The organism is Natrinema marinum (assembly GCF_024296685.1).
Classification (GTDB): domain Archaea; phylum Halobacteriota; class Halobacteria; order Halobacteriales; family Natrialbaceae; genus Natrinema; species Natrinema marinum.
This window is the reverse complement of the sequence record NZ_CP100763.1, coordinates 998,214-1,020,729: the sequence shown is the minus strand read 5'-3', so window position 1 is coordinate 1,020,729 and position 22,516 is coordinate 998,214. Positions and strand designations below refer to the sequence as shown.

Here is a 22,516-nt window from a genome sequence, read left to right as displayed (position 1 = left end):
GCAAAGGTTTAACTCCGCGCGAGGCCTCATCCTGTACGAGTAGACACATGAGTTCCGACGATACTGACGAGGGTCCGGTCGACGCTACGGACGACCGAGACGAATCGCTCGAGAGACCGGCCGACTTCGGGGACGCCGACGCGGACGACCTCGGCCGAAGCCCGGCCGTCGAGGAACTCGACCAGCGGATCGTCGATCTGCTCTCGTGGATCCTCGACACCGACACGCGCGCGAAGATCTACGTCTACCTGCTGGCGAATCCGGGAAGCACTTCCGAGGAGGTCGCAAAGGGGACCGGGCTCTATCCGAGCACCGTCCGCGAAGCCCTCGCGGAACTCCACGACGAGGAGCGCGTCACGCGCGAAAAGCGCGCCAGCGAGGGAGCCGGGAACAACCCCTACGAGTACACGGCGATCCAGCCCAGCGACCTCGTCGGCGGTGTCGTCGATCAGGTCCAGCGGGAGCTCAACACGATCTTCACGCTGGATCGCGTCCTCGACCGCGAGGGAGATCGGGAATCGCGAGCCGAACTCGAGGGCGAGGTCGAACCGGTTAAGATCACCGTCGACGACACCGCGCCGACGCTGAGCGGCGAAACGGACGCGGACGACGAACCGGAGACCGAGGCCGACGCCGAGGCAGACCCAGGCGTCGATGCCGACGCCGATGTCATCGAGTTCGAGGACGACATGCAGATCGACACCGTCGAGACGGAGGCGGACGAGACCGCGGACGACGCGAGCGACGACTCCGAGACGGGCACTACGGACGAATAAATCCGAGTTACGCCTCGGGCTCGAGGAGAGCGGGGCGCTCGAGTGTGCAGTCGTGGTCGACCGCATCGACGGTGACCGTCGGCCAGCGGTCGGTCGCCGTCAGCACCTCGACAGTATCGTCGGTGACCAGCGCGGTGTCTTCGCTTTTCGCGCCCTGTACTGTCGGGTTCCAGGCGTAGGCCATCGGCGCTTCGACCGAGGCGTCGTGGTCCGGCGTCGCGATCCACTCCCGGCCTGCGAAGCCGGCGGCCCCGCCCTGATGGTGGTACTCCCACTCGCCGTCGTAGCCGACCGCGGCGTAGGCGTCCTGAATGGCGGCGAAAACGTCGCCCGCGGTCCCGCTGGCCGAATCGCCGTCGGTCGCGGCGGCCGCCCGCGTCGCCGCCAGCGCGGTCGTCTCGACGCGGGCCGCGGCCTCGTGGCGCTCGGCGAGCCACTCGGGCGGGTCGAACGCGACGGTCCGGGTACAGCTCGCGTGGAGGCCGCCCCGTTCGGCGGTGACGGAGATCAGCGCGTAGTCGCCGAGTTCGGCCCGCGTCGGCGTGTAGTGGCGATACGCCTGTGCCCGCTCGGCACCGCCGACCAGGACGACCGGGGCTTCGATCTCTCGAGCCGAGAGCGCGACGCGCAGGGCCGACGCGACCTCGTGTTCCGTGTCTTCGGCCCGTATCTCCCGACAGACCGACTCGACGGCGGCCGCCGTCTCCCGGCCGAGCTCGCGGTACCGATCGCGGTCGCGCTCGGTCAGCGGCTGGCGCAGCGGCGTCGGATCGACGCGCTCGAGGCCGGGTACGTCGATATCCGCGGCCGCTCGCTCGTCGCCGACGCGCTCGGCGATAGCGTCGGCAAGCGACGACGCGTACCAGGGGAACCGCTCGACCTCGACCGCGCTCGCCTCGAGGTCAGGCAGTTCCTCGGCGACGATGCGGTCGGCCTCGATGTTGTCCGTCAGGAGGGTCACGTCGGTTCCGTCGTAGCCAACCGCAGCCACACCGGCATCGGTTTCGCGGTCGATGACGTTGCTCCCGCCGGTAAGCCAGGCAAACGAGTTCGGCCGGGCGAACCAGACCGACTCGAGGTCGTGGGACTCGAGGTGGGCCTCGAGTCGTGCGCGTTTGTCCATGTCGGGTGCTGGCGAGGGCGGTCCTTGAATCCGACGGACGGGGAGCTATCAATCCTCGTGACGGTTCGCTCGGTTCGGTTGTCGAGCAGGTCGGCGCGAGAAACCATCATTAAGCTGATGAGCTCCGGGGTGCGCCCAGAGAACGGACGGCGGTGCCGTCGTCTGAGATCGCCGTCGATCAGTCGAGGCGTCTCCCCTGGAACGTTGGAAACGAGGTCCGTTCGAAAAGTCGAGCCGCCGATTCCCGCGGGGTTGGACGACTCGGGCAACCTAAGTACGGCCCGTCCCAACTCCCGCTGAACGACCGTGTCGTACGACAATCACACGCCCGACTCGAGGTTTCGATCGCTGATCGGCCGATTCAGCTATCCGCACCTGCTGACCGCCACGCTCGCGCTGGTCGCGGCGACGATCCTGCTGGGCGTCGCGGCGAAGGCGACGGGCTCCGGGCTGGCCTGCGAGGCCAACTGGCCCCGGTGTGACGGCGGCCCGTTCAACCTGTTCCCGGCGAATCTCCCCAGCTTCTACGAGTGGTTCCACCGTTTCGTGTCGATGTTCGCCGGGTTCGCCATCGTCGGCTCCGCGCTGGCCGCCTGGCGGCTCCCCGACATCGACCGCCGCGTCACCGGCCTGGTCGTCCTCGGCATGTTCCTGACGCCGGTTCAGGTCGCGCTCGGTCGCCAGACGGTCAAGCAGTACACGATGGACATCCTCTCCTTGCACTTCTGGACGGCGGTTACCATCTTCACGCTGTTCCTGATCGCCACCGTCATCGTGTGGGCACCGCGGTTGACCGGCACTCACGTCACCGCTGCCCTCGCGCTCGGGATTGCAGCCTTGCCGGCACACCTCGTTCTCAGCCCCGCCGTCGACGCCGGGATCGCGACGTACTCGCCGACGATGCAACTGACGATGTACGCCGTCAGTCTCACGCTGCTCGGCACGGCCATCGTCGCCGCGATGGTGGGTCGTCGCCGCTTTACCGGCCGCACCGTGACCCCGCTGCTCGCCGCACCGCCGGTCGCGGTTTTCGTCCTCTTCTTCGGCCGACAGGCGGTGAATCCGACGCTCGAGGTGCCGTATCTGGCCGCCGTCGTCGCATTGCTCGCGACGTTCGTCGCCGGACTGGTGCTCACCCGCCGCGGAGAGTCGGCGGGCGGGGGCGCCGACGCGCTCTCGCCGTAAGCAGTCGAGAATCCGTTTGAAACCGTCTCAGCCGAGCGCGAGTACGAGCGAGATTCCTGCGAGCTCGGCACCGATCCCGAGACAGAACAGGCCGTAGTTCGCGACCGGATTCGCGGCGGTCGTCACCTCGAGGGAGTACCGACGGCGCGAGAGCGGCCAAAGCGGGCGGATCCCCATTGGCGTGAGCGCATCAGCGAGGAGGTGCGAGCCGATCGAGACGAGACCGACGAGAAACGCAAAGGAGACCACGCTGGCACCGACGAACGCCGACGCGTCGTCGACGAGAACGGCGGTCAGGGCGGCGAGACCGGCGCCGACGAGTAACGCGAACGCGATCGTGTGCGTCGGGCCGCGGTGGTCGATCAGGGGTAGCCGGTGATCGTAATCGGGCAGCGTCGACAGCGCCACGCAGACGAGGCCACCGACGATGGCGATGTCACCGTGGCCGCCTAGGGTCACGACGGTCCCCAGCGGCGCGTACGCGACCAGTGCACCGCCGTAGTGGCCCACCTGATACATACGTAACATAAAACGGACGACTGGTCTATAAACCCACCGTCATTCCGACAATCGCAATTGTCGATCGTCCCGAAAGTCGTCGGCACTGCCTGTTCCGGCTTGCAGTCGTCGAGCGAACGCGTCGATGCCCCTCGGGGGCGGCTGGTTACCTCGAGTGAGTCGATCCCCCACCGAACGCTGTCGTTTTGATTGCTCGACTCCTTACTGGTACCGTGGAAAACGTCACTGACAGAGCGAGCAACCCGTTCGGTATGCGACCGCCGTGGGATCGATCGGCCCCCGGCGACCGGGCGGCCGTCTTCGGCTACGGTGATGCAAACGCCGATTTTCACGTTATCGGCGACTACCCCGGCGTTCACGGCGGCGACTCCGTCGGCGTGCCGTTCACCGAAAGCGAAAGCGGGGTCGCGATGGGGGATCTCCTCCGCGAGATCGGCTTCGCGAGCGGCCCGCGGGCGGCCCCGCTCCTCGAGAACTGCTTTCTGAGCTACGTCCACATGTGTCGTCTACCGGACGGCGTCGCACCGACTGCGGCCGAGTACGCCGACCTCGAGCGCTTTTTCGACGCCGAACTCCGCGCGATCAACGCTCACGTGCTGTTGCCGGTCGGCGAGCGCGCGACGGATCACGTACTGCGGGAGTATACGACCCAGCGGCATCGGTTCGAACTGGACGTGGCGGTCCCGCACGCCGAGGAGATTCGGGGTCGCGGCTTTCTGGTCGTCCCGGCCAGAGACCCCGACGAGTGGGACGACGGCGACCGCGCCGCGATCGTCGACCGGCTCGAGGCGCTGCTGGCGAGCGACTACCGGCAGACGAAAGGAGTCGCGACGACGGTCGGCTAGAACTCCGTTTTCGGCGCGAACACGACCAGCGCCGTGCTGTTCTCGAGCGCGTGCGGCGAGATATCCTGATCGCCGTCGAACCGGACCACATCGCCGGGCTCGAGGTCGTACACCTCGTCGCCGAGCGTGAGTTCGAGCGCGCCGTCGACGAGGTGTAGGACGACGTTCGAGTCCGGATGACGGTGTTCGGGAACGCGCTCGTCGGTCGCGAGTCGGAGGCGCACCGTTCGGGGCGATCGGTCCTCGAAGACCTCTGCGTGCGGGGCCGACTCGAGGTCGTCCAGTGACGTGCGTTCGGGCATGGTCGATCCGTGACGGCCCGTCCACTTGAGCGTCCGGACGAATCGGTTCGGATCGATAGCCGAGACGGGGCGCTGCCGTTCCTCTGCGTTGGAACACCGAACTGGACGACGTAACGTAACACTCATCCAATACCTCGTATCCACTAAGCGTATCTCACCGAGCGCGGCCGACGCCTCGCTCGCGAGATCGACGCCGGCTGCGTCTACGTCGACCAGCTCGTCAAGTCCGACCCGCGCGTGCCCTTCGGCGGCGTGAAAGACTCGGGCTACGGCCGCGAACTCGCGCGCGAGGGCATGCTCGAGTTTGTCAACCGGAAGACCGTCTGGGTCGAGTGATGGACCGCTGGCCCATGGAGTGGGACGGGCCGGTTCTGAGAATCGAGGTGTCGAAACCGGCGCTCAAGGCGGGATCGATACGGCCCGTTCGAGAGCCTGTCGGTCGCGGCCAGAGGGAGATCCGGTAGCGAGTCGCCACCGGTGGGCCCGCTTCGGTCCGCCCGCCGCTGTCCTTTATATACCGCCGGAGAACATGTTCTCGTCCGTTCTCGCGTCTCAAGAACGCTCTCGCCCCGTTATACGCCGGCTCTTCTTAGGAGCAGTTGTTATGAGCGATCGTATCGGTGCACCCGGACTGGGGCTATCGCGACGCGAATTCGTTGCGGCGACCGGCGGCGTCGCGGCGCTGGCTGGCTGTCTCAGTCAGGGTTCATCAGACACGCAATCAGCGCAGCCCGCAGACGAACCCGAAACGAAATCTTCCGGCTCGGGTCTGCCGTGGACCAGTTCCCCGGAGGTCGTCAACGTCGACGAGCAGGGCGGCAGCGTGACGCTGTCGTCGGTAACGTCCCGCCACGCGGTCCACCCGCTCGATTCGATGGGCGGCCCGGTCGAACTCCCGCAGGTCTGGGCGTTCAAGGCCGACGACGGCCAACCCAGCGTGCCGGGGCCGATCCTGCGGACGACCGAAGGCAACGATATCGAAGTGACCCTCGACAACACGAACGCCGACATGCCCCACACGCTGCACTTCCACGGCGCGAAGAAGACGTGGGAGAACGACGGCGTCCCGACGACGACGGGCATCACGGTCAACCCCGGCGAGAAACACACCTACACCATCCCCGCGAACGTCCCTGGGACGCATCTCTATCACTGCCACTATCAGACGCATCGTCACATCGATATGGGGATGTACGGCATCTTCCGCGTCGATCCGAAGGGGTACGAGCCTGCCGACAAGGAGTACTTCTTCACCCTCAAAGACTGGGACTCCCGGCTCAATCGCAAGTTCGCTGGCGAGGACGTCGAATACAGTCCCCGGAACCGCAACCCCGACGTGTTCACGATCAACGGCAAGAGCCTCCCGCGGACGCTCCACCCCGAGGACGGCTCGCCGATCATCGTCGACCGCGGCGACACCGTCCGACTTCACATGGTCAACGCTGGCTACATGTCCCACCCGATGCACACGCACAACCACCGGTTCCGCCTCGTCGAGAAAGACGGCGGCCAGGTCCCCGAGGTCGCCCAGTACGAACAGGACGTTACCAACATCGCCCCCGCGGAGCGCCACACCGTCGAGTTCGAGGCCAACGCCGACCCCGGCATCTACCTCATGCACTGCCACAAGGTCGACCACGCCATGAACGGCAACGTCTACCCCGGCGGCATGGTCAACGGCATCGTCTACCGGGAGGCGATGAACACCGACGTGTTCGCAAACCTCATGCAGTACGCCGGCTACGAGGGCTAATTACGAGCCACAGTTCCAGAGACGCGATTCGAAGCAAAATCGGGCGGAAACCGCAGAACGAGGCCGTCTCCGTCGATCCGTTCTACGTCCAGCCTTCTCGTCTCGAGCGAACGTCCGAATTGCTCGTCACCCGCTTCTCCTCGGCGAGCCGTGCACAACCGGCGCCGGTGATTTCGTATCGCCGGCAGCCGATCGAGCGGATATCGCGTTCGTCCAAAAGCCGATCGCACGCATCGTCGACCGTGAGCGGATGTTCGTCGATGTCCGCGGCGAGGTCCACGACGTACAGCGGTCCCGAATCGGCGAGGGTCTCGAGAATCTCGCGCTCGAGGTCGGTCCGAGAAGTCATCGGGAACTGACCTCGTCGTACGCCTCGAGAAGCTCTCGATACCGATTACGGACCGTCACCGAACTGACGCCGGTCTCTTCGCCGACCGTCTCCTGTGTCAGCCGCTCGTTGGTCAGTCGCGCTGCGCCGTAGATCGCCGCCGCCGCCAGCCCCGCCGGGCTTCGACCGCTGTGGAGATAGCGGGCCTTCGCCGCCTCGAGGATCTCCCGGGCGAGCCGTTCGGCGTCGTCGCTGACCTCGAGCTCCGAGGCGTACTGCGGGAGGTAGTGAATCGGATCGGCGGGTTCGATCTCGAGTCCGAGTTCGCTCGAGAGGTATCGGTAGGCCCGCTGGACGGGCAGTTTCTCGACGCGGCTCACCGACGCGAACGCCACGAGCGTCCGCGGCGTACCGTGCTGGCGGGCAGCCGCGTACAGACACGCGGTCGTCATCGCCTCGATGGAGCGGCCGGGCAGCAAGTCCTCGTCGACGGCGCGGCGATACAACACGCCGGCCGTCTCGCGACACGGCTCGGGGAGGCCGAGCGCCGACGCCATGCGCTCGAGTTCGCCGAAGGCTTGTTTCAGATTCCGCTCCTTCGCGTTCTTCGAGGTGAACCGCTCGTTCCACGTCCGCAAGCGCCGGAGCTGATCGCGCTTTCGCGCCGAGATGCGGTTCCCGTACGCGTCTTCGTCGCCCCATCCGATCGTCGTACTGAGTCCCTTGTCGTGTCGGCGCGCCGTTATCGGTGCGCCGACCCGCCGACGATCCTCCGCATCGTCGTCGAACGTCCGCCACTCGGGGCCGTAGTCGATCTCGTCGGTATCGAGGACGAGCCCGCACTCCCGACACGTTCGCTCGCCGTGTTCCTCGTCGTGATCGATCCGACCCTCACACTCCGGACATACCGACCGCTGTCGCTCGGGCCCGAGTGAAGTCGCGTGCGCGTCGTTCCGGGTCGATCCCTCGTCAGCCGTATGCACGGTCGTCCGAGTCATGGTTGATAGTCGCCGGAGGTCGCTCCGGTTGCGTCCCGTTCTCGCTCGAACTACAGTAGACAATCAGTATCAACGACAGGCGGATTCCCAGCCCGTGAGAACCGTCGGCCGCGCTCTTGCTATCCGGACGGCGGCCGGTCCTCGGGCGGAAACGTTTATCCGCTCCGGGCCGACACCACGGAGCAATGGACCGCGACGGCGACCGATCCGGCAGCGACTCCGACGGCGATCGTGACCTCGAGGCGGACGTGCGAGCCGAAGACGACCGCGTCGAACTCGGCCTCGCGCTACTGGCCCGCCTCGAGCACGAGTCGCTGTCGCTTGCCGACGCCGTCGACCGGATCGAGACGGTCACGACCGATCCGACCGTGACGCGGACGATCTTAGATCAGGCGGAACTCCGGGGCATCATCGAGCGCGAGGACGGAATCGTCCGGCCGAAGAGCCGCCAGTACGTCCGCTTCGGCCAAGACGTAATCACGAAAGAAGGCGACTTCTCCTGTCAGCGCTGTGGCTCCGGGCTCTCGACGGGCTACTTCATCGATCTCGAAGCGGGGGAACTCGGCCCCTTTGGCTCCTCGTGTATCCGAAAAGTGACCGGCCGAGACGACTAACGGCCCTGCCGGAGTTCGTCGATCAACTGTTCGATCGTCGCACCCTGTTGCTCGATGATCTCGCTTTGACGCTCGACCGCCTCCTCGAGCGCGTCGATCCGCTCGAGCAGTTCGGGATCGGTCTCGGGTGCGGGCGCGGCCGCGCGCTGGCTCGACTCGGCAGCAGTGGCGACACCGTCTCCGGCGCTGCTCGAGGCCGCCGCATCGGCAGCGGCGTCCGCGAGGATCGATTCCGTCTCCGTCGATACCGAATCGGCCTCGTGGTCGTCCGCCACTGACGCCGACTGGGACGGTGGAGCGGCCGACCGGCCGTCGCTCTCGTCGGTCGGGGTCGATCCGGTCGTCGGCTCACCCGCACCGACATCGGCGAGGGGGTCCGCGGCCTCCGGCTCGTCCGCCGCGCTTGCCTCCTCGCGTCGCTCGCTGTCGTCGGGCTCCGGCGGGTCGGCATCGAGCGGATCGACGCCACCGCCGAAGTCGACCGATCCCTCGCTGGGTTCCGGCTCTTCGTCGCCGCCGAGGGCATCGTTGAGCTCCGCTAACGAGCCGACGCCGTGGTAGTCGAACAGCGCTCGCTGGAGTCGTTCGCGGAGGTCGTTGGCCTCCTCGTTGGGCGCTTTGATCCGCTGTGGACGGCCGTCGACGGTAAGGACGATCTGTGTCGCGACGCTGCCGTCCTCGAACGCGAGGTTGGTCACGTTGTCGAAGTGATACTCCTCGTAGTCGCCGTCCCAGACCGCTCCACCGATATGCTTGACGAGCCGATCGCTCGTGATGATCAGGGTCAGCTCGCTGAAGCGGTAGGTCTGGACCACCGTCTCGCCGGACTCGGTGATGCCGTTGCCGTTCAACACGCCGGCGAGGACGGGGTGGAGGACGGCGTCGGTCTTCCCCGCGGGAATCGTGAACTCTCGGGTGCCGTCGAGCGCGTACTCGAGGGAGAACTTGGTTTTGCGCCGGCCCTCCGAGAGGGTCAGGCGGTCGGCGTCGTGTGGATAGTCGTCAGCCGATTCGTCGCTCAGGAGGCCGTCGGCGCGGTAGACGATGGTCCGCGTTGGGGTGATGAAGAGCTCGTCGTCGCTGCCCAGAGAGACCCGCGCCGCGATCTCCTCGCCATCGAGAGTAGAGTGGACGATGCCGGGAACGCTCATGCAGCGCCTTTCGTATCACCGTGTGATAAATCCGTGGGTCCGCGTTACACGGGAATCTCGAATGAGAAGGTTAAAGAAACGGACCGCACTATCCGTAATCGAGCCCGGGTGGCTTAGCTGGACATAGCGCCGCACTCATAGGGTTCAGAGATTCGGTGCGGTTTCGCCTTGGAAGCCTCCGTGTCCCCTCGAGGACTCTGCCGAGCCTCGGACCTGGGACATGCGGAGATCGAGGGTTCGGAGCCCTCCCCGGGCACTCATCAAATTCGTTACATGACCACGTAAGAACCCCCTCTCAAGGGCGTGGGCTCTTCGATTCTGCACAGTCAGCACCTGTAGCGGATGAACCACATCTCGCAATAGAGACTTCAAACCGGGGTGTGGCGTCGTGAGTTCCGCGACCGACGGGTCCAGCCCGTTCTGCGGAACACTGGGCTGCCGTTCAGACGCCGACGTCGTCATCGACCACCCAGAACGCGGAGAGGTGTTCGCCTGCGACGACTGTAGCGAGGGATACGAGGTGGTCCGCCATGTCTGAGGCGGCGGATATTCACCCAGATGACGCTCTCGAGGTTGCACAGCGAGCCCTCGAGAAGGTCGACGACCTCGAGGACCGCGTCGCAGAACTCGAAGACTCGACTACCGAGACGATCGACTACGACGATCGCGACGCGGCCCTAATCGAACACCTCGAGCCAGCCAGCCGGTCAAGATCTCCCGACTCCACGATTTGTACCGTCGTCACACCGATATCCGGACCGACGATACGCTCAAGCAACGGGTTCGCAGTCTCGTTGCAGGCCCGGATTTCCGCATCGCCCGCGCTGGTGAGATCGTCTACGATCCCGATGGGGGTGAGCAGCGGTGACCGACGACTATGCCGATGCTCGTCACGCCGACGAATCCCTCGACGAGGATGTGGCCAACGACGTCGCCTTCCGGAAGCTCATCTATGGGCTCGCCGGCGACGAGATCGATCCGACCGAGTGCGGTCCTGTCGAGGCCGCCCAACGTGCTGTCGATCGCGTCGAGGGCCTCGAGGCAGTCGGCTGGCGAGGTTGTCCAGGACATCCGCAAGCGGACACAGCGCAACAGTGAGCGGGTGTGATGGTCTCAGGATTGACCATCGGCCACTCCACGGTACACACGGGCTTTAATGAGGATCGTTTGAGACGCTATTTCGACGGTATCGCGGAGGTCGGACGTGAAACGATATATTTTCTCGACAATACCGCGCATCTCGTGGAACACATCGAGGAGCCGCCAATATGGCAGATCGAAGTACTCGTGGCAACCTTGGATCACGGCGATCACCCAGTCAGCGTAGCCGCCGTCACCCTTCTTGACTGCCGGAGCCGGGTCGCTAGAGACAGCATGCTTCGCCAATGTTACGAGGCGTTCTGCGAACCGGGAAAGACAAGATGACACACTACTTGGTTCCGGTTTTTCTACGGTCGGTTTGCCGGAGCGAGTCGTTCTTTCTGGCATCTAAACAAGGCTCTCTTCAATACAGGGTGCATCGCTAGTTACCCCTGTACTTCGCATCTAATTCGTAGGTGACGAAAACCTATTGGTATTTTAACACAACGCACCTGCCCCACCAGAGCTCTCGAGAGAGCAGAGTGCGATGTGGACTATATCCTTAGATAGTAATTGTTGGGGAATAAAAATGGAAGGGAAGATAGCGAGGCGCTAGTTGGCTGCTAGATCAATGCGGTAGATCCCGTCAACCAGCGATTTGATAACATCGTCCGAGAAGTTGATTTGAAACGACTCCTCGGCGGTTAATCGCTGATCGTACTGCTGCTCAACGGTTACCTTATCCTCAGCAGGATTCAGTTGTATCGACTCGTCCACGGTTAGACGCGTCGGGTGTTCAGCCATCTCACGATCCTCCTGTGGGATGTGCATGGAGAACGATTCGTCTGCGGTTAGCTTCGTCCAATCTTCGACGACCGTCATGTTCTCCTGCGAGATGTGCGTGGAGAACGATTCGTCTGCGGTTAGCTTCGTCCGATCTTCGACGACCGTCATGTTCTCTTGCGAGATGTGCGTGGAGAACGATTCGTCTGCAGTAAGCCGTGTATCGTACGCGCTGTCCGATTGGTCGATATCCTGTGCCGTATCGGGACCCGCAGCATCAGCCGCAACGACGCCGCCAGTAACGACTGCCAGCATCGCCGCAACGGCGAGTACAAGTGCTTTGTAGTGCATGATTTTGGTTTGTGGGCGGCAAATCGCGACGGGAGGGCCGATATCTACGTGTTGGTCAGTGGGACCACGGCCATGACGTCCCGATTTGCCTCATTCGTACCTTGTCTGAAAGACCATATATTCATTAATTGTAATAGGTACGGAAGCCGTTTGCAATGCGTTTGGAAGCTATTCCCGCCGGTTTCTGGACGGGATCAGTCACTGCAAATGAATCGTATTCCCCATCCCACTCCGCTTTCGCTCCACGAGCCCCTGGTGTTCGAGTTTGTCAAGAGTGCGACTGACAGTTGCCTTCGAGAGATCAGTCTCCTCGACGAGGTCCCGTTGGGCCAACTCCCCGTCAGCCTCGATCAGTAATTCGTAGATGATCTCTTGGTTGTTTGAGAGTGCCTCGAGTGCTTTTTCCCACCGTTCTTCGTCTGATGTTGGACCAGTCGTATGCTTGGGTTGCTTTGCTTGGGTTGTGACGCCGCCATTAGTCTCGACAGGTGGGTGTGTCTGTGCTTGTGTTTGAGCCTGGTCCTGCCGAGTAAGCACGTGTGCTTGGTTATGCACGACGAGATACGTGCCACTGCTGCCACAGGCGAAAGCGGCGGCTGCGACGACGGCCACTTCACGGTAGGTAAAGTACTCGCCAACAGTCGTCGTCTGTGCGCCGTTTTCTCCAAGTGAGACCATTACCGGAGATGGAGTGATCATTTGGACGGCTAAAACGAGGATGGCAGCAAGAAACACGACCGCTGCCAGCAGATGGGTATGTTGGAGGGCTCGGAAATTCATGGGAGAATCATGCGCCACCGGGATTTTATGTCCACCGATCTACACGGCCGCATTTGGCCATGAAACTGCCGTGAAACGCGTTTCCAACTGGTTTCGAACGCATTTCACCCCAGTGTTGATGAGATCTTTCAGCTAAATGGAGTACCATGAACGAAGTCATCCGATCGCGTCTGCTCGTCCTCGTCGGGCTTACCGTGATTGGTGTCGGATTAGCAGGGATTGGAACCGCGTTCGGAATGACCGAACCCCTCTCAAACACTGGCACGTCAGCCGAATTTGTCGTGTCTGAGAACAACGTTACACTCACAACAGGTGACAAGTCTGAAACTATCGTGGACAATCTCTCCAACGTGAGTAAGATAACGATCGAAGAGACCAATTCCGGCCAATTCACAATCCATACGATAGAAAATCAACCCCTGACTGAGAATGAGCGCGAGCGGGCACGGACGATTGCGATGACCAATGAAACGGTGAACGAAGCACTCGACGGAATGGATACGTATAAACTCTCGGTCGAACCAATTCAGCAACTGAACTTCTCTTCTTCCAATACCCAGTCTTACGATGTCGCCATTGAAAGTAACGAGACGAACGGTGAGATGACCATCGTGAACACCACCGACGACCACGGCGACGGGTCAGTAACCATTGAGCGCAGTCCCAGTTACGTCGAAGATCGTGCTGTCGTGCGCGTTCGAAACCCTGACGAAGATTCGCCACACGATCTAAGATATACAGTCGATATTGACCTTGTGAATCGGACGGTCACGGATATCACCGATTGGAATGAAATCCGGCAGGGATCATCATTAACCAACGCAACTTACGAACTGAATACGACCGAAACTGCTAGCCATTCCTAATATTTGGACTTTTACGGGCTTGCGTATCTGGCCTGAGATACACAGAGGAATAAGTAATTAACAACTCGAGCGTATCGTCGTATTTCAGACGAACCCTTGTGGGGTTGAAGCACTCGAGGCCGCCGGAGGGACCGATGCCCGACTCGGGTATTGTTCCTCAAGGAGATCACGGACGGACTGAGTGGCACGTGTGAACCGCAGTGCCGGGATGAGGCGACGACTCCGGCTGTCTTCGCGGGAGGACGCCCGCTGGGGCGTCTCGATAGAAGCAGGAACTACCGAGAGATATTCCCCGCGAGTGGGCAACCGTTTCCGCTGTTCTCGCGTTTTTATAGCTATTCTTAGTGCTGATCTCCATGAAGGGGGATTCTGACACGGCGTTACCGGAAGCATTCGACGATTTAGATATCGGAATCACGCTACGTGATCCCAAGACGGGTGCGATTCTCGATGCGAACGCGCAAGTCGGGCGGTTGTACGGCTACTCTCGAGCAGAACTGCTCGAAATGAAAATCGAGGACTACACGCCGCCGTCGACGAAGTTTTCACAGGAAAAAGCGGTCGAGCGAATCCAAGCAGCCGCCGCTGGCGATTCCCAGGAGTTCGAATGGCAGATCGAGCGTGCGAGCGGTGAACTGATCTGGATTCGCGTCCGTCTCAACTCGACTACGATCGATGAGACCCCGTGCGTTATCAGTGAAATCCGAAACATAACGGAGTACAAATCCCGCGAGCGCCGGCTGCGCCTTCTCAATCGGGTTATCCGACACAACCTCCGCAACGAAACGAATCTCCTCATCGGATACGCTGACCGTCTGAAAGACGCCGTCGAAAAACAGTCACTCGAGGACGAAGCCGAGACGATCTCGGAGATCGCTGCGGAAATCGGGACGTTGAGTGATTCGGTCCATCAAATCGAAGAAATCGCGAAGCCGGATGCGACGCAGCGCACGCCGACGAACCTCGGGGACTTAGTCCGAGATGTTATCGAAGGGATCGAGGCGGAATACCCGGACGCAGCGTTGACAGTCGAGAGACGGTCCGACGTCCGGGTAAATGCCGACGAGGGGCTTCGCTACGCGATCGAACACGCGCTCGACAACGCGATCGTTCACGATGACAGACAGGTCGCAGCTATCGAGGTGGTCGTCACGAGACACGCGAATACCGGCCAAGCGGAAGTGAAGATCATCGACGGCGGTCCAACTATTCCAGACATCGAGATCGATGTTCTCGAAGAAGACGTCGAGGGGAGCACCACGTATCACGGTTCCGGCCTCGGTCTCTGGGTGATGCAGTGGTGTGTCGACTCGCTCGGAGGGGAACTCGTCTTCGAAGAGAACTCCCCCCGCGGAAACGTCGTCAGGTTCCTGCTACCGTCCGTCAGACCCGCTACCGCGGAGGAAAGGCCCGATCGGTCTTCCTCACGTGCGGAGTAGGTTCCGTTGTGTCAGCGCGACGGGACGACCCTCGGCTACTGCCTTGGCAGTTCGAATCGGGCTGTCACGCTCTCCGATAGCAACGACTCACCCGCTTTCGCGTCCCGATCGAGGCCGAGCCGGCTCGTGTCCACCGAACCGGCGGGACGCTCTCGAGAGAGAACGGTCAGGTCTCTGTAGCCGCCTCGTTCCACTCGGTAAAGCAGTCCGCGGGCTCGACATCGCGAATCGCGTCCATCCCCTCGCTCGGGATGTGTTTGAAACACCGTGGTTCGTCCTCCGTCACGGCGATCCACGCCGCTTCGTCACCGCAAACCGCACAGCGCGGAGCGCCGGCGATCCGGAGCGCGTACCACCAGCGAAGCCGCTCGAGCCGGCCCCGAATTGCACCGTCGAGGCGATTTCGCAGTCGCGACAGACGACCGTCGGTCGCGGTCGATCCCCCGGCATCGGTCCCCTGGTCGACAGTCATGACAGTTCGTTCGCACGGCGTGCGGATTACGCTTTGGCATCCGATTCCCCGAACGCCGTTAGGTGACCGAACTCTCCTCGTCCGAGGCGGCCGCGAGATGCTGTCGACCCCACTCGCGCATCGTCTCGATGACGGGCTCGAGCGATTCGCCGAGGTCGGTCAGCGAGTACTCGACGCGAACGGGTTTCTCGCTGACGATCTCCCGATCCACTAACTGCTTGTCCTCGAGATCGTCGAGCGCGTCGGAGAGGACCTTGCTCGAGATACCGTCGACTTCTTCCTCGAGGGCGGTGAACCCGAGCGGACCGTTCTCGAGTAGGCGGTGAATAATGACGGTGTGCCACTTCTTGCCGATCAGCGTCGCGGTGGAGGTGATCGGACACCACTCCTCACCGGAACACCAGACGTCCAGCCGCTGTGTCGGCTCGTCCATGGCCGTCCGTTCGGCCCGCACACGCTTAAATTACGTTCCGTAACCGGGTTACTGTCTGTAACTGAAACGCGACGCGCCCCGCCGGTCGATTCCGGGGCACTTACCGGATCGTAACCGGGTTACCGTCGTGTTAGCTGACACTTATGGCTGCGGAGACGTAACCGGGTTACGATGAGTAACCACGAGTCGACGAGCCGCGACGCTATCGATGACGACCGATACTACGAAGTCGCCGTCGTGGGCGGCGGCCCAGCCGGCCTCACGAGCGCACTGTACGCAACGCGTCTCGGACACGAGACCGCGGTATTCGACCGCGGCGGCGGTCGAGCCGCGATGATGCAGGAGACCCACAACGTCATCGGCGTCCCGGAGTCGGTGTCGGGCAACGACTTCCTCTCGACGGCCGTCGACCAGTTGCAGTCGTATGGGACCGACTACCGCCGGGAGTTCGTCACGGGTATCGAACGCGTCGACGACGCGTTCGCCCTCGAGACGACGAACGGGCCGGCCGCCGCGGAGCGCGTCGTTCTCGCGACCGGGTTCTCGGACGGCCGACCCGAGCCGCCGCTGCCCCGCACCGGACGCGGGCTCCACTACTGTCTGCACTGCGACGCCTACATGTTCGTCGACGAGCCCGTCTATGTGATGGGCCACGGAGAGAGCGCGGCCTACGTCGCGATGATCATGCTCAACTTCACCGACGATGTCGACCTGCTGCTCCGGGACGACGAGCCGACGTGGAGCGACGAGACGGCGGCGATGCTCGAGGGCCATCCCGTCGATATCGTCCGCGAAGACGTGACCGGCGTCCGAAACGGCGACGACGGCTGGCTCGAGGCTCTGGAGTTCGCCGACGGAGCCGTCCGCGAGTACCGGGGTGGTTTCGCGATGTACGGTAGCGCGTACAACAACGACCTCGCGGCCGGGCTCGGCGCGGAGCTGAACGACGACGGCACGGTCGCGGTCGACGATCACGGCCGGACGTCGGTGGACGGGCTGTACGCCGTCGGCGACCTGACGCCCGGCCACAACCAGGTCCCCGTCGCGATGGGGCAGGGCGCGAAGGCGGGGATCGCGATCCACAAGTCGCTCCGGGAGTTCCCGAAGTCGGTCGAGGAACTCGAGGCCGACGGCGCCGTCAGCCCGAAGGACGTTCCCGCGATAGCGCCCGGATTGCGGCGGCAGGCGAGCGAGCACTCCGCGGCGGAAGGCGATTGAACGGGGGCAGTAGAGCCGGGTGATGATCGAAGCCGGAGCGGCGGCCGGACGCCGTCTCGAACGACCGACTCGTGCCCGAAATCAGTGCTCGGAGTCCACGATTCGCGCGTAATACTCCGCTTCCGACCACTCGCCCTCGAGATAGGATCGGGCCCACTCGGGCTCGATAAAAACCATGAAGTCGACGCTGCCGTCGTCGAGGAGCGCAGTCGGCATCGCTCGACGGTCGAACCCCCGATCGGCGATATCGGCATAGCCGCTCCCGAGAATCGGAGCGTCGGCTTCCACGCCGCCGCTGTTCGCGTAGTCCAGTATGAACATTCCCGGTACCTCCCAGTCCGTGACCGAGAGGTCGTCGTCGACCGCGTCGACCATCTCCGCGGCGAGGTCTCTGTCAGCCTCGCTCACGTCGTTTCCGGTCTCCTCGTCCGGTTCGCCCTCGTTCTCGCCCGTCCCGCCCAGACAGCCCGCGACGGCCGCGGTGCCGAGGGCGGCTGCGGTACTCACGACAGTTCGCCTCGACACGCTGCGGGTCGGCTCGGAGATGCGTCGTCCCATTGAGTACGTCCTCGGTAGGTTCCCACGATAGATGTGAGTTACTGCATCGAAAGAGACGGTCGGTCGTGCGTCGATAACGCACGACCGGGATCAGGCCGGGTTCGGTTCGATTGGGGCGATAGGGCGGACCGCACCGCTCGCAGCGTCTCTCGCGGACGCGGGCCCGCCCGGCCTCGCGAACTGCCGCCAACGGATGGTCTCCCCGGTGGGCCGATCGGCGTCGACGGGTGGTGACGAGCGAAAATTAGAGCTCGTCCGAGAGGACCTTCGCGGCGACCAGCACCGGATCCCACGTGGTGTTAAACGGCGGCGCGTACGCGAGGTCGTAGTTCTCCACGTCCGAGACGGTCGCTCCCGCCTCGAGGGCCGCGACGATAGCGTGGCTTCGGTGCACCGCGCCCTCGCCGTACTCGCTGACCAGGCTCGCACCGAGGACGCGCCCGGAGTCGCGGTCGGCCGTCAGGGTGACGGTGACGGTCCCGTCTTCGGGGTAGTAGCCGGCCCGCGAGTTCGCCGTGATCGTCTTGCAGACCGGATCGAACCCGGCCTCGCGAGCCTCCTCGAGATCGATGAGTCCGGTTCGAGCGGCTTCGACATCGAAGGCCTTGACAGCTGCCGTACTGGCGATCTCGCCGCCTTCCGTCGGCGTCCCGGTGACCGTCTGGCCGACCGCGCGGCCGTGTCGGTTCGCGGTCAGCGCCAGCGGAACATACGCCGGTTCGCCCGTGACGACGTGGGTCGCTTCGGCGCAGTCGCCCGCCGCGTAGACATCCGGCGCGCTCGTCTCGCGGTAGGCGTCGGTCGCGATCGCACCGGTCTCGCCGAGGTCGATGCCGGCGTCCTCGGCGAGGTCCGTTCGGGGGCGAACGCCCGTCCCGAGGAGCACCAACTCGACCGCGACCTGCTCGTCTGCGGTGACGACGGCCTCGACGCGGTCGCCGCCCGACAGCGCCCGCACTTCCGCGTCGAGGAAGAGCGCGACGCCCTGTTCTCGGAGATGGGCGGCGACCTGCTCGCTCGTTTCCTCGCTGAAGCCGTCCAGTACACGATCGCCGCGCTGGAAGAGGTTCACTTCGAAGCCGTTCGCCGCCAGCGCTTCGGCCATCTCGACGCCGATGTAGCCGCCCCCGACGACCCCGACGGGTCCGGTACAGTCTTCGAGATACCGACAGGCCGGCCCACGATCCGGCTGCTGGAGATCCTCGTCGTCGCGCGCTCGTGCGACGTACTCTCGCAGTTCCTTCCCGTCGCTCATCGAGCCGAGCGTGAACACGCCGTCGCGGTTGGTGCCGTCGATCCGGGGGACAACCGACTCCGCGCCCGTTGCGAGCAGCAGGTGGCCGTACGGCTGGACGACGGTTCCGGAGTCGCCCTCGACAGTGACGGTCCGTGCGTCAGTATCGATATCGACGACCTCGTGGCCCGTCCGGAGGTCGATGTCGCGCTCCTCGCGGAACTCCTCGGGTGTCACCGAGACGAGTTCCTCGAGCGACTGGATCTCACCTTTGACGTAGTAAGGAAGACCGCACGCGCCGTAGGACACCCACTCGCCTTTCTCGAAGACGACCACCTCGCGGTCGGGGTCGTCGCGTTTGGCTTTGCTCGCTGCGGACATCCCTGCTGCATCGCCACCGACGACGACGAACGGATCGCTCATACCGGAGACCAACACGAGCGAGCCATAAAGTCTCTCACTGACTGTGCACGGTCGCTACCAGCGCGAGAACGGGCGTCGAACGTCCGCGACAACCTGGATCCGTTTCAACTGCGCTCTTCCTCAGAGATGCGCCACGGGCTGTCGGCCGCGACGGCTGCCTCTTCTCGCGAGAGCGGCACGTCGTGGTACAGCTGTTCTAAGTTGTCCATCGTGTACCCGACGGAGTAGCGCTCGACCGCCTCGCGGGTCTCGCGCTCCGTTGCCAGGCAGGTTTCGATGGCCTCGACCATCGACTCGAGATCGCCGTATGCGAACCGTTCGCCGTTGTCTGGACCGATCGTCCGATCGAACGGCGGCACGTCGGCTGCCGCGACGGGGGTCCCGCAGGCGTTCGCCTCGAGCGTCGAGAGCCCGAGGGTGTCGGCAGTCGAGGCGGTCAGGAAGGCGTCGATCGAAGAGTAAAAGACCGGCAAGTCCTCGCGCGGGAGGAACTCCCGAAGTTCGACGTTGTCGGGGGCGTGTCGCTCGAGACTGTCCCGGTAGGGCCCTTCGCCGACGACGACGAAGTCGTACTCGGGACACTCCTCGGCTGCTCGGAGGATCTCGCTGACGTTTTTCTCCATGCTGAGGCGACCGCTGTAGCCGACCACCGTCCGATCGGGGTACCAGTCTTCCTCGGTCGGCTGGAAGAAGTCCATGTCGATCCCGACGGGAAGCTGGACGTGGTCGACGTCGCGCTCGATCCGCTCGGTGGAGGCGGTGACGATATCGAAGCTCTCGAGGAACGCGTTCTCGAGCGGGACGTACAGCCTCGAGAGCCCGTTTGCGACCGACTCGAACTTGACGTTCTGGTGGAAGTACTCCTCGAGTGGAGTGTGGTGGGTGTAGATCGACGGGAGGCCGTGTTGCCGGGCGTAGTATCGCCCGAGCAGGCCGATCGGTGCGGGGCCGTGGCAGTGAACCACGTCGAGGTCGGGGAGTGTCGACGGCCGGCGGGTGAGCGGGATTCGGTAGCCGGCGTAAAACGGGTTCGGCAGCGACCGGACGGGAATCTCGCGGTCGCCGGGTTCGTAGTCACCGTCGGGATAGATGACGTACACCTCGTGGCCCATCCGTTCTAACTCCTCGCGCCAGAGCTTTATCGTATACGTTACGCCGTCTATCTCCGGGAAATAACTGTCCGTAAAGAATCCGATCTTCATTCAGGCCACCTCCTCGTACAGCGACTGATAGCGGTTCGCGACCGTCTCGAGCGAGAACTTCTCGCTGCGTTCGGCCGCGTTCGATCCGAGTCGATCTCTGAGATCGGCGTCTCTGAGCCGCTCCAACGCGGCTTCGAACCCGTCGACGCCCGCTTCCGCGACCTTCAGACTGTCCTCGCCGTCCTCGAGCCACGAGAACGTCTCGATGTCGCGGACTAACACCGGCTTGCCGGCGCTCATCGCTTCCAGCAGCGCGATCCCCTCGTTCTCCTCGTGGGTCGGGAAACAGAAGATGTCGCCGGCCGCGTACGCGCCGCGGATGTCGTCGACGAAGCCGGTGAACGTGCAGTTGGGGGGCGAGTTCTCGATCAGCGCCGTCGTCTCCCGCCCCTTCAACGAGAGGTCCAGCGGGCCGAACCACGCGAAGTCCAGGTCGGGCAGTCGCCTAGCCAGTTCGACGAACGTCTCCAGTCCCTTGCGCTTGATCACGTGACCGACGAGGAACACCGTCGGTGGGCTGAGATCGTAGCGCTCGCGGTACTCCTCTTCGAGCGCCTCGAACCCCTCGAGTTTCTCGCGGTCGACGCCGTTCGAGATGACCGTCGTCGGCGCGTCGGTGTAGGTCTCGATCAGCCGTCGGTTGTACTCCGAGGGACAGACCAGCGCGTCGGCCAGCCCGTAGGCGCGCTCGAGGTACGGCTTGAGTGGTTTCGCGAGGGCGTTCGTGAATCGGAAGCTGTCGCCGAAGTCCTCCGCGGTCACGTGCGTGTGCGCGATGACGGGTATTCCCCGGCGTCGCGCTCGCATCGCGTAGTACACCGACCGCGGCCCCATGAGGTTGCAGTGAAATACGTCGGCGTCGAGCGTCGGCTCGGTCGTATACGAGCAGTCCAGTCGATCCAGCATCTTCCGCTGGTGAACGACAGACTCTCGGATGCCGCCGGTGACGTGGTCCTCGAGTTCGAAGTAGTGGCTGATCTTCATACCGGACTCCCCCCGTGTCGTTACCGCCGAACCCGCCGCGTCGCCGAGCGTCGTCGGCAACCGTCGGTTCTCGTCACCGTTTCCGTTCCGTCCCCGTTCTCGATCGAACGCGGCGTTACTCGACTTCGAGCCACGGCACCTCCATGAGCGCCGGGATGTGGGTCTCGATGTGGTGTTCCCAGACGCCCTCTTCCCCGAAGGCTTCGCCGTGGTCTGCCGTGACGATCACTGTTCCGTCGAGCTCCGTCACGATGTCGGCGACGGACTCGAGGGCGATCCGGAGGTTCTCTTCGTAGAGGGCCATCGCCGCCTCGCGGGTGCCGTTCTTGACGAGATCCGCCGGGTCGAGTTCGAGCCAGAGGCCCGCCTTCTGGGCGAGTTCGCTGCCCTCGAGTTTGTTCTCGACTTTCGGCCGGATGGTGTCGCCGAGCGCGGAGAGCGCGCCGCCGTCGTCGCCGTCTTTCTCGGCTTCCTCCTGTTTCCGGATGCCCTTCTGGATCTGTTTGAGCTTCTGGCCCTTCCCGCGAGCGAGATAGGGCGCGTGGGGCTGCATGTAGTGGAGCACCGTTCGATCGGCCGCCTCGACGGCGTCCTGGTGCTCGTGGAACGCCTCCCCGAGACTGTCCGGCGGGACGGTGCCGAGGTCGTCGTCCCAGCCCGATTTCCAGACGTCGAAGACGTTGCTGATGTGGTCGGAGGCCGACCACTCGTAGTCACAACTGGCACCCCACTTGAGTTCGTTCAGGGGGATGCCCAGATCGTTGATGAAGGGATTGCTCGAGAAGTACGCGATGTCGTGTTCGTCGGTGAACGTTCGATAGGCCCACTCCGGCGTCGACGAACCGACGCTTCGGCGCTTCTCCAGCGTCCCGTCGAGGTACTCGTCGTATACCTCGCTGAACACGTCGTACCGACACGCATCCAGCACCAGGCAGTAGTCCCAGTCCGATTCGAGGAAGTGCTGGTCCTGCATTCGTTGTCGCCCCCTTTCGAGTCGACCTACGTATTCTTATTGGTTCCCGGAAAGTCAGTTCGACCGGCCTTATCACGTCGATACGAGGCGATACCGCCGGATTTCGGCGATCGGCTCTCGGGGGCG

25 protein-coding genes, 1 tRNA gene and 1 pseudogene are annotated in these 22,516 nt (G+C 63.6%); 10 read left to right on the top strand and 17 right to left on the bottom strand.

What is annotated here, in order from left to right; translation table 11 throughout:
* Positions 1 to 47 precede the first annotated feature (47 nt).
* Positions 48 to 776, top strand: a complete 729-nt coding sequence (locus NKH51_RS05105; protein WP_254764168.1) for a helix-turn-helix domain-containing protein — start codon at positions 48 to 50, stop codon at positions 774 to 776.
* Positions 777 to 783: 7 nt separating this feature from the next.
* On the opposite strand, the gene NKH51_RS05100 is transcribed toward NKH51_RS05105, so the two are convergent.
* Positions 784 to 1,899 carry a M24 family metallopeptidase gene (locus tag NKH51_RS05100; RefSeq protein ID WP_254764167.1) on the bottom strand — a complete coding sequence of 372 codons (1,116 nt, stop codon included), beginning with the start codon at positions 1,897 to 1,899 and terminating at the stop codon, positions 784 to 786.
* A gap of 306 nt (positions 1,900 to 2,205) precedes the next feature.
* On the opposite strand from NKH51_RS05100, the gene NKH51_RS05095 reads away from it, so the two are divergent.
* Positions 2,206 to 3,084 carry a COX15/CtaA family protein gene (locus tag NKH51_RS05095; RefSeq protein WP_254764166.1) on the top strand — a complete coding sequence of 293 codons (879 nt, stop codon included), beginning with the start codon at positions 2,206 to 2,208 and terminating at the stop codon, positions 3,082 to 3,084.
* A 27-nt stretch (positions 3,085 to 3,111) separates the two neighbouring features.
* Here the strand turns inward: NKH51_RS05095 and NKH51_RS05090 are convergent, their stop codons facing one another.
* Positions 3,112 to 3,603, bottom strand: coding sequence for a metal-dependent hydrolase (locus NKH51_RS05090; protein WP_254764165.1), 492 nt, complete (start codon positions 3,601 to 3,603; stop codon positions 3,112 to 3,114).
* 212 nt (positions 3,604 to 3,815) lie between these two features.
* Here NKH51_RS05090 and NKH51_RS05085 point away from each other — a divergent pair, with 212 nt between their 5' ends.
* The gene (locus NKH51_RS05085) at positions 3,816 to 4,448 is read left to right on the top strand and encodes a uracil-DNA glycosylase family protein (protein ID WP_425606692.1); all 633 of its coding nucleotides are present in this window, start codon (positions 3,816 to 3,818) and stop codon (positions 4,446 to 4,448) included.
* Here the strand turns inward: NKH51_RS05085 and NKH51_RS05080 are convergent.
* Positions 4,445 to 4,750, bottom strand: a complete 306-nt coding sequence (locus NKH51_RS05080) for a cupin domain-containing protein (protein ID WP_254764163.1) — start codon at positions 4,748 to 4,750, stop codon at positions 4,445 to 4,447. The genes NKH51_RS05085 and NKH51_RS05080 overlap by 4 nt on opposite strands.
* A 159-nt stretch (positions 4,751 to 4,909) precedes the next feature.
* Between NKH51_RS05080 and NKH51_RS05075 the strand changes: the two are divergent.
* Positions 4,910 to 5,086, top strand: a pseudogene (locus tag NKH51_RS05075) (aldehyde dehydrogenase family protein); the annotation flags it as partial.
* Between the two features lie 268 nt (positions 5,087 to 5,354).
* The gene (locus tag NKH51_RS05070) at positions 5,355 to 6,503 is read left to right on the top strand and encodes a multicopper oxidase domain-containing protein (protein ID WP_254764162.1); all 1,149 of its coding nucleotides are present in this window, start codon (positions 5,355 to 5,357) and stop codon (positions 6,501 to 6,503) included.
* 82 nt (positions 6,504 to 6,585) lie between these two features.
* Here NKH51_RS05070 and NKH51_RS05065 read toward each other — a convergent pair whose 3' ends face one another.
* Positions 6,586 to 6,852, bottom strand: a complete 267-nt coding sequence (locus NKH51_RS05065; protein WP_254764161.1) for a MarR family transcriptional regulator — start codon at positions 6,850 to 6,852, stop codon at positions 6,586 to 6,588.
* A complete protein-coding gene (locus NKH51_RS05060; protein WP_254764160.1) occupies positions 6,849 to 7,829 on the bottom strand; it encodes a transcription initiation factor IIB in 981 nt (326 codons plus the stop codon). The genes NKH51_RS05065 and NKH51_RS05060 overlap by 4 nt, the downstream gene beginning before the upstream one ends.
* 185 nt (positions 7,830 to 8,014) lie before the next feature.
* On the opposite strand from NKH51_RS05060, the gene NKH51_RS05055 reads away from it, so the two are divergent.
* Entirely contained in the window at positions 8,015 to 8,443 is a 429-nt protein-coding gene (locus tag NKH51_RS05055; protein ID WP_254764159.1) for a DUF5830 family protein, read from the top strand.
* Here the strand turns inward: NKH51_RS05055 and NKH51_RS05050 are convergent.
* Positions 8,440 to 9,594: a DUF7115 domain-containing protein gene (locus tag NKH51_RS05050; protein WP_254764158.1), complete on the bottom strand. Its 1,155-nt coding sequence runs from the start codon at positions 9,592 to 9,594 to the stop codon at positions 8,440 to 8,442. The two genes, NKH51_RS05055 and NKH51_RS05050, sit on opposite strands and share 4 nt — an antisense overlap.
* Positions 9,595 to 9,696: 102 nt before the next feature.
* Here NKH51_RS05050 and NKH51_RS05045 point away from each other — a divergent pair.
* Positions 9,697 to 9,850, top strand: a tRNA-Met gene (locus NKH51_RS05045).
* 581 nt (positions 9,851 to 10,431) lie between these two features.
* Here the strand turns inward: NKH51_RS05045 and NKH51_RS05040 are convergent.
* The 4 genes from NKH51_RS05040 to NKH51_RS05025 form a co-directional block, all read right to left on the bottom strand.
* A complete protein-coding gene (locus NKH51_RS05040; protein ID WP_254764157.1) occupies positions 10,432 to 10,665 on the bottom strand; it encodes a hypothetical protein in 234 nt (77 codons plus the stop codon).
* 42 nt (positions 10,666 to 10,707) lie between these two features.
* Positions 10,708 to 11,082 (bottom strand): hypothetical protein, encoded by a 375-nt coding sequence (locus tag NKH51_RS05035; protein ID WP_254764156.1) that lies wholly within the window; start codon positions 11,080 to 11,082, stop codon positions 10,708 to 10,710.
* Between the two features lie 204 nt (positions 11,083 to 11,286).
* The gene (locus tag NKH51_RS05030) at positions 11,287 to 11,808 is read right to left on the bottom strand and encodes a hypothetical protein (protein ID WP_254764155.1); all 522 of its coding nucleotides are present in this window, start codon (positions 11,806 to 11,808) and stop codon (positions 11,287 to 11,289) included.
* A gap of 198 nt (positions 11,809 to 12,006) precedes the next feature.
* Positions 12,007 to 12,588, bottom strand: coding sequence for a helix-turn-helix transcriptional regulator (locus NKH51_RS05025; RefSeq protein ID WP_425606691.1), 582 nt, complete (start codon positions 12,586 to 12,588; stop codon positions 12,007 to 12,009).
* Positions 12,589 to 12,734: 146 nt separating this feature from the next.
* On the opposite strand from NKH51_RS05025, the gene NKH51_RS05020 reads away from it, so the two are divergent.
* Positions 12,735 to 13,454, top strand: a complete 720-nt coding sequence (locus NKH51_RS05020; RefSeq protein ID WP_254764153.1) for a hypothetical protein — start codon at positions 12,735 to 12,737, stop codon at positions 13,452 to 13,454.
* A 356-nt stretch (positions 13,455 to 13,810) separates the two neighbouring features.
* Positions 13,811 to 14,893: a sensor histidine kinase gene (locus NKH51_RS05015; RefSeq protein WP_254764152.1), complete on the top strand. Its 1,083-nt coding sequence runs from the start codon at positions 13,811 to 13,813 to the stop codon at positions 14,891 to 14,893.
* 166 nt (positions 14,894 to 15,059) lie between these two features.
* Here the strand turns inward: NKH51_RS05015 and NKH51_RS05010 are convergent, their stop codons facing one another.
* Together NKH51_RS05010 and NKH51_RS05005 are read right to left on the bottom strand one after the other, a co-directional pair.
* A complete protein-coding gene (locus NKH51_RS05010; protein WP_254764151.1) occupies positions 15,060 to 15,365 on the bottom strand; it encodes a hypothetical protein in 306 nt (101 codons plus the stop codon).
* Between the two features lie 58 nt (positions 15,366 to 15,423).
* Complete coding sequence (locus tag NKH51_RS05005; protein ID WP_254764150.1) at positions 15,424 to 15,798, bottom strand: winged helix-turn-helix transcriptional regulator; 375 nt, start codon at positions 15,796 to 15,798, stop codon at positions 15,424 to 15,426.
* A 171-nt stretch (positions 15,799 to 15,969) separates the two neighbouring features.
* Between NKH51_RS05005 and NKH51_RS05000 the strand changes: the two genes are divergently transcribed.
* Positions 15,970 to 17,016: an NAD(P)/FAD-dependent oxidoreductase gene (locus tag NKH51_RS05000; protein WP_254764149.1), complete on the top strand. Its 1,047-nt coding sequence runs from the start codon at positions 15,970 to 15,972 to the stop codon at positions 17,014 to 17,016.
* Between the two features lie 81 nt (positions 17,017 to 17,097).
* On the opposite strand, the gene NKH51_RS04995 is transcribed toward NKH51_RS05000, so the two are convergent.
* The 5 genes from NKH51_RS04995 to NKH51_RS04975 all read right to left on the bottom strand — a co-directional run bounded on the left by NKH51_RS04995 (position 17,098) and on the right by NKH51_RS04975 (position 22,390).
* Positions 17,098 to 17,523, bottom strand: coding sequence for a DUF8159 domain-containing protein (locus NKH51_RS04995; RefSeq protein WP_254764148.1), 426 nt, complete (start codon positions 17,521 to 17,523; stop codon positions 17,098 to 17,100).
* Between the two features lie 295 nt (positions 17,524 to 17,818).
* Positions 17,819 to 19,231 carry an FAD-dependent oxidoreductase gene (locus NKH51_RS04990; protein ID WP_254764147.1) on the bottom strand — a complete coding sequence of 471 codons (1,413 nt, stop codon included), beginning with the start codon at positions 19,229 to 19,231 and terminating at the stop codon, positions 17,819 to 17,821.
* Between the two features lie 104 nt (positions 19,232 to 19,335).
* Positions 19,336 to 20,433: a glycosyltransferase gene (locus tag NKH51_RS04985; RefSeq protein WP_254764146.1), complete on the bottom strand. Its 1,098-nt coding sequence runs from the start codon at positions 20,431 to 20,433 to the stop codon at positions 19,336 to 19,338.
* Positions 20,434 to 21,417: a glycosyltransferase family 4 protein gene (locus NKH51_RS04980; RefSeq protein WP_254764145.1), complete on the bottom strand. Its 984-nt coding sequence runs from the start codon at positions 21,415 to 21,417 to the stop codon at positions 20,434 to 20,436.
* A gap of 115 nt (positions 21,418 to 21,532) precedes the next feature.
* A complete protein-coding gene (locus tag NKH51_RS04975) occupies positions 21,533 to 22,390 on the bottom strand; it encodes a hypothetical protein (protein WP_254764144.1) in 858 nt (285 codons plus the stop codon).
* Positions 22,391 to 22,516 lie beyond the last annotated feature (126 nt).

What these genes read in the sequence shown, in the direction of transcription:
- NKH51_RS05105 (WP_254764168.1), top strand. Translation starts at nt 48, where the DNA reads ATGAGTTCCGACGATACTGACGAGGGTCCGGTCGACGCTACGGACGAC.
- NKH51_RS05100 (WP_254764167.1), bottom strand. Translation starts at nt 1,899, where the DNA reads ATGGACAAACGCGCACGACTCGAGGCCCACCTCGAGTCCCACGACCTC.
- NKH51_RS05090 (WP_254764165.1), bottom strand. Translation starts at nt 3,603, where the DNA reads ATGTATCAGGTGGGCCACTACGGCGGTGCACTGGTCGCGTACGCGCCG.
- NKH51_RS05080 (WP_254764163.1), bottom strand. Translation starts at nt 4,750, where the DNA reads ATGCCCGAACGCACGTCACTGGACGACCTCGAGTCGGCCCCGCACGCA.
- NKH51_RS05070 (WP_254764162.1), top strand. Translation starts at nt 5,355, where the DNA reads ATGAGCGATCGTATCGGTGCACCCGGACTGGGGCTATCGCGACGCGAA.
- NKH51_RS05065 (WP_254764161.1), bottom strand. Translation starts at nt 6,852, where the DNA reads ATGACTTCTCGGACCGACCTCGAGCGCGAGATTCTCGAGACCCTCGCC.
- NKH51_RS05060 (WP_254764160.1), bottom strand. Translation starts at nt 7,829, where the DNA reads ATGACTCGGACGACCGTGCATACGGCTGACGAGGGATCGACCCGGAAC.
- NKH51_RS05055 (WP_254764159.1), top strand. Translation starts at nt 8,015, where the DNA reads ATGGACCGCGACGGCGACCGATCCGGCAGCGACTCCGACGGCGATCGT.
- NKH51_RS05050 (WP_254764158.1), bottom strand. Translation starts at nt 9,594, where the DNA reads ATGAGCGTTCCCGGCATCGTCCACTCTACTCTCGATGGCGAGGAGATC.
- NKH51_RS05040 (WP_254764157.1), bottom strand. Translation starts at nt 10,665, where the DNA reads ATGTCCTGGACAACCTCGCCAGCCGACTGCCTCGAGGCCCTCGACGCG.
- NKH51_RS05035 (WP_254764156.1), bottom strand. Translation starts at nt 11,082, where the DNA reads ATGCCAGAAAGAACGACTCGCTCCGGCAAACCGACCGTAGAAAAACCG.
- NKH51_RS05030 (WP_254764155.1), bottom strand. Translation starts at nt 11,808, where the DNA reads ATGCACTACAAAGCACTTGTACTCGCCGTTGCGGCGATGCTGGCAGTC.
- NKH51_RS05025 (WP_425606691.1), bottom strand. Translation starts at nt 12,588, where the DNA reads ATGAATTTCCGAGCCCTCCAACATACCCATCTGCTGGCAGCGGTCGTG.
- NKH51_RS05020 (WP_254764153.1), top strand. Translation starts at nt 12,735, where the DNA reads ATGAACGAAGTCATCCGATCGCGTCTGCTCGTCCTCGTCGGGCTTACC.
- NKH51_RS05015 (WP_254764152.1), top strand. Translation starts at nt 13,811, where the DNA reads ATGAAGGGGGATTCTGACACGGCGTTACCGGAAGCATTCGACGATTTA.
- NKH51_RS05010 (WP_254764151.1), bottom strand. Translation starts at nt 15,365, where the DNA reads ATGACTGTCGACCAGGGGACCGATGCCGGGGGATCGACCGCGACCGAC.
- NKH51_RS05005 (WP_254764150.1), bottom strand. Translation starts at nt 15,798, where the DNA reads ATGGACGAGCCGACACAGCGGCTGGACGTCTGGTGTTCCGGTGAGGAG.
- NKH51_RS05000 (WP_254764149.1), top strand. Translation starts at nt 15,970, where the DNA reads ATGAGTAACCACGAGTCGACGAGCCGCGACGCTATCGATGACGACCGA.
- NKH51_RS04990 (WP_254764147.1), bottom strand. Translation starts at nt 19,231, where the DNA reads ATGAGCGATCCGTTCGTCGTCGTCGGTGGCGATGCAGCAGGGATGTCC.
- NKH51_RS04985 (WP_254764146.1), bottom strand. Translation starts at nt 20,433, where the DNA reads ATGAAGATCGGATTCTTTACGGACAGTTATTTCCCGGAGATAGACGGC.
- NKH51_RS04980 (WP_254764145.1), bottom strand. Translation starts at nt 21,417, where the DNA reads ATGAAGATCAGCCACTACTTCGAACTCGAGGACCACGTCACCGGCGGC.
- NKH51_RS04975 (WP_254764144.1), bottom strand. Translation starts at nt 22,390, where the DNA reads ATGCAGGACCAGCACTTCCTCGAATCGGACTGGGACTACTGCCTGGTG.